The 3,771-nt window shown below is 28.0% G+C and carries 4 protein-coding genes; 2 read left to right on the forward strand and 2 right to left on the reverse strand.

From position 1 onward, the window contains the following. Positions 1-102: 102 nt before the first annotated feature. Together GXM17_RS21085 and GXM17_RS21090 are read right to left on the reverse strand one after the other, a co-directional pair. Complete coding sequence (locus tag GXM17_RS21085) at positions 103-660, reverse strand: tetratricopeptide repeat protein (protein WP_163401492.1); 558 nt, start codon at positions 658-660, stop codon at positions 103-105. Between the two features lie 183 nt (positions 661-843). Then, a complete protein-coding gene (locus GXM17_RS21090) occupies positions 844-1,500 on the reverse strand; it encodes a DUF4844 domain-containing protein (protein WP_163401493.1) in 657 nt (218 codons plus the stop codon). 245 nt (positions 1,501-1,745) lie between these two features. Here GXM17_RS21090 and GXM17_RS21095 point away from each other — a divergent pair, with 245 nt between their 5' ends. After that, on the forward strand, positions 1,746-3,077 hold the full coding sequence (locus GXM17_RS21095) for an AAA family ATPase (RefSeq protein WP_163401494.1): 1,332 nt from the start codon (positions 1,746-1,748) through the stop codon (positions 3,075-3,077). Then, a complete protein-coding gene (locus GXM17_RS21100; protein ID WP_163401495.1) occupies positions 3,061-3,684 on the forward strand; it encodes an RloB family protein in 624 nt (207 codons plus the stop codon). Before GXM17_RS21095 ends, GXM17_RS21100 begins: the two co-directional genes overlap by 17 nt. Positions 3,685-3,771 lie beyond the last annotated feature (87 nt).

The raw sequence follows: 3,771 nt of genomic DNA on the forward strand, positions 1-3,771 counted from the left end.
AATTTTATACTCGAAAACAACCGAAATATAACCCTCTCAAAAGTTGTGAATAACTTTATGATGCTTTACATAGGAGTGGCTGTTATGTGACGTTTATTCTATTTAGTATTTTGCGATTAGTAATTTAGCATTCTCATTATTTGGATTTAATTGTAATGCTTTTTCACAATTTTCTTTACTACTTTTTATTTTATTCAAAACATATTCAGATAAAGCAATTCCGTAATAACTTGCGTCATTTTTAGGTTCAATTTCTAATGATTTTTTATAAAATTCGATTGACTTTTCAAATTGTCTTGTGTCATAGCAAACCGCACCAATATTGAAATATGCTTTGAAATTTTTCGGATTAATTTTAATTGATTCTTCAAGTTTTTCTATTCCCTTTTCAGTTTCTCCATTTTCAACGTAACTTACTCCAAGTCTATATAAACTATTTCCTTTGTCAATATTTCTTTTTACGCATTCTTGGAAAGCAATTATGGTTTTAGAATTTTCAGAACGAGAATCGTATAGTTTGTTTGAAAAAGTCAATAATTCGGCATCATTCATTTTCAAAATTTTAGCTTCGAATTCTTTAGTTTCAATCGAGTTTTCGCTTTTCTGACCACAACTATTTAGTCCAATCATTATAGTAAATAGTAATATTATTTTTTTCATTTTTTATTTGGTTTGTATTTTCCTGATTTTGTGGTTAAATGTCACATAACGTGTCGCCGCTTGGCGAGGTTGGGGAATAAAGATGCGAGATATTTCGGTTAAACACAAATTTTTCAAATATAAAACCAACTTTCCATTAAGCCTAAAACCCCAATCTCGCCAAACGGCTGTTAGCAGTAGCCATTATTTTCTGAAGTATTGTATTTGTTTTAGCCTTATCATTGCTCCGTCCAAATCGTAATCTTTTCTGGATAATTGTTCAGTTAGTTCATATTCTCCAAATTTCAATCTTTTTATTTTCGGACCTTTATCTATTAAATTATATTCTCTACAAGATTTACATCTCACAATAAAGAAATCTGATTCAGGAATTGTTTCATCTTTTTCAAGAATAAATGTCTCAAGTTTAGAATTGCATTTTGTACAGTTTTGTGATAAAGTTTCTACTATTTTTTCTTTTCCTTTTAAGAATTCAGATATTTTGAAAAGTGAATTTAATACAGTTCCATATAGCCAATTATTGAGTTCGTTTTTAAAATCTACTTCAATGATTTTAGCGATTTCATAATAATAATCACAAACGAATTCTTTCTCTTCAGTATCCAATTCTGTTTTGTTTAAACTTTTCAAGTTTTGGCTCAAAGTAGTTTTCAACTGTTTATTTGTTGATTGTTCTTCTACTTGTTTTAATAAAGAATTCAGACAATTATCAAAGTTATTTTCTAATTGTTCGCATAATTCAGAATTGGAAGGATTTAATCCTCTTTTTTCCCATTCGGAATCAGCAAATTTTTTCTTTTGCAGTAAATATTTTAATTTATCGAGTTTTGAAATGGTCATTATTTTCTACGATTTTTCGGATGGTTACTGCTAACGTTCCGGCGCTTGGCGAGGTTGCGAGCTTCGGAACGGATTATTTTCTATCAAAGATAAAATTTCTTGCGAAATGTAAACGTGAATTTACTACAAAATTCGCAATCTTGCCAACGCTTGTTAGCGGTAGTCTTTTATTTGAAAAAATAGCCTAAAATTCATTTTTTATACTTAAATTTGCGTATTAATTGCAAATTAAAATCAAAAAAAAGATGATAATAAGTTTTTCAGTTGCTAATTTTGGTCCAATAAGAGAAAAGCAAACAATTTCTTTTGAAGCAAAAAAATATGACGATTTAGAGAATTATTATGTAATTGAACCCATAAAAGGATTAAGATTATTAAAACTAATCTTTTTATATGGTGCTAATGCGTCTGGAAAAACCACAATGTTAAATGCAATCGAATTTTTGCGTGATATTGTATTAGATCCATTTGAGAAAAAAAATGAAAAATTTGATTTTAATCCATTTTTGTTTGATAATGAAAGTAAAAATTTAGACTCAATAATTGAAATAGATTTCGTTCATAAATCAAAAAAATATTCTTATAGGGTTGAATTTAATAAGAAAGTTATTAGCCAAGAAACATTGTTAGTTTTTAATCCTAATAAAGCAACTGTTTTTAAAAGAACTACTAATGTTAATAATAATCTTACTGAAATTCTTTTTGGAAGTAAAGTTAAACTGAATAAAGATTATGTTAATACGCTAGTGAGTAATACATTATCTAACAACACAGTTTTTGGAGGTTTTTTAAAAACAAATATTGATATTATTGAGTTGCGAGAAGTGCTTGATTGGTTTGAAAGTGCTTTAAGACCAATGATTTCACCAAGAACAGATTTAGATGGATTTGTTACTAGAAATTTAAATGATGGTGGTAATATTAGGAAAGAAAATGTTTTAGAAGTTTTGAGAAAAGCAGATTTAAACATTGAAGATATAATTATTGAAGAAAAGGAGAGAGAAATACCCGAAGGCTTACTTGAGTTTTTGGAAACTAATACTAAAGATGAAGAAGAGAGAAAGAAAATTTCTTCTATTAGAGAGAAAGGTAAAGTTACTGCCGTTAATTTAGAGTTTGTCCATAGGTTCGGAGATAATAATTATAATTTACCTTTTGAAAATCAATCTCAAGGTACGCAAAGATTTTACGGTTTAGCTGGTATTCTTGATATACTTGTAAGACAAAATAGTATTGTACCAATAGATGAGTTAGAGTCTTCTCTTCATCCCGATTTATATATCCATTTTATTTTAATGCATCTTGTAAATTCATCCAAATCTCAATTGATTGCAACAACTCATAACAGAGAAATATTAAAAAATAGAGATATCTTTAGAGATGATTGCATTTGGTTTGCTGATAAGACAGAAGAAGGTAATACTGAAATTTATTCTTTAGAAGATTTCGACACTAAAACTATAAGAAATAGTAGTAATGTTTACAATGCTTATAGTATAGGTAAATTAGGAGGTGTACCTGAATTAGGAGATTATTTTCTTGATTTTAAATACGATGAAAATGGCAAAAATAAGTAAGAAAAAGAAAGCAGCCATTTTTGTTGATGGAGAATGTGAATTATGGTATTTTCAAATGATGAGAAGAAATGAAAATGCTATTAATCTTGATTTGTTGCCAAAATTACCAAGAAAGAAGAAGCTTTTTGATTTATATAAAGAAGTAAGGAATTCAGCAAGTGATTACGATTTAGTAATTTGGATTGTTGATTTAGATAAAATTATTGAAGAGGAGAAAAGCAAAAAGAAAGATGGTAAAAATCCAAAAGAAGAATTTTTAAGGTATTATAAAGATTTGGAGAAATTAAAAAATGTTAAAGTAATTGTTTCTAATCCTTGTCTTGAATATTGGTTATTACTTCATTTTCAATATACTGCAAAACCTTTTACAGATTGCAACGAAGCTAATCAGTTACTAAAAAAGCATTTAACTGATTATGATAAAAGCGAAAAATATTTTGTAAAGAATGATTTGTATAAAAAAATCAAGGGTAATCAGCAAACTGCAGTGAAAAATGCTAAAAAATTAGGTGAATTTAGTTCTGATAGTTTTGATTCTTCAATATGCGAGATGTATAAACTTTTCGATTCAGATGAAAAAGTTAATATTTTGACGGCTCTTAAGTAAGATTACCGCTAACGTTCCTGCGCCTCTAGCTGTTTGCAACTTATGAAAACGAGTCTTTTCGGCTAAACGAAAATAGGAATTAAAAAC

Origin of the sequence: Flavobacterium fluviatile, assembly GCF_010645065.1 — a bacterium.
GTDB lineage: Bacteria > Bacteroidota > Bacteroidia > Flavobacteriales > Flavobacteriaceae > Flavobacterium > Flavobacterium fluviatile.

Excerpts from the sequence above, each read along its gene's own strand:
- GXM17_RS21095 (WP_163401494.1), top strand. The coding sequence starts at position 1,746 with ATGATAATAAGTTTTTCAGTTGCTAATTTTGGTCCAATAAGAGAAAAG.
- GXM17_RS21100 (WP_163401495.1), top strand. The coding sequence starts at position 3,061 with ATGGCAAAAATAAGTAAGAAAAAGAAAGCAGCCATTTTTGTTGATGGA.
- GXM17_RS21090 (WP_163401493.1), bottom strand. The coding sequence starts at position 1,500 with ATGACCATTTCAAAACTCGATAAATTAAAATATTTACTGCAAAAGAAA.
- GXM17_RS21085 (WP_163401492.1), bottom strand. The coding sequence starts at position 660 with ATGAAAAAAATAATATTACTATTTACTATAATGATTGGACTAAATAGT.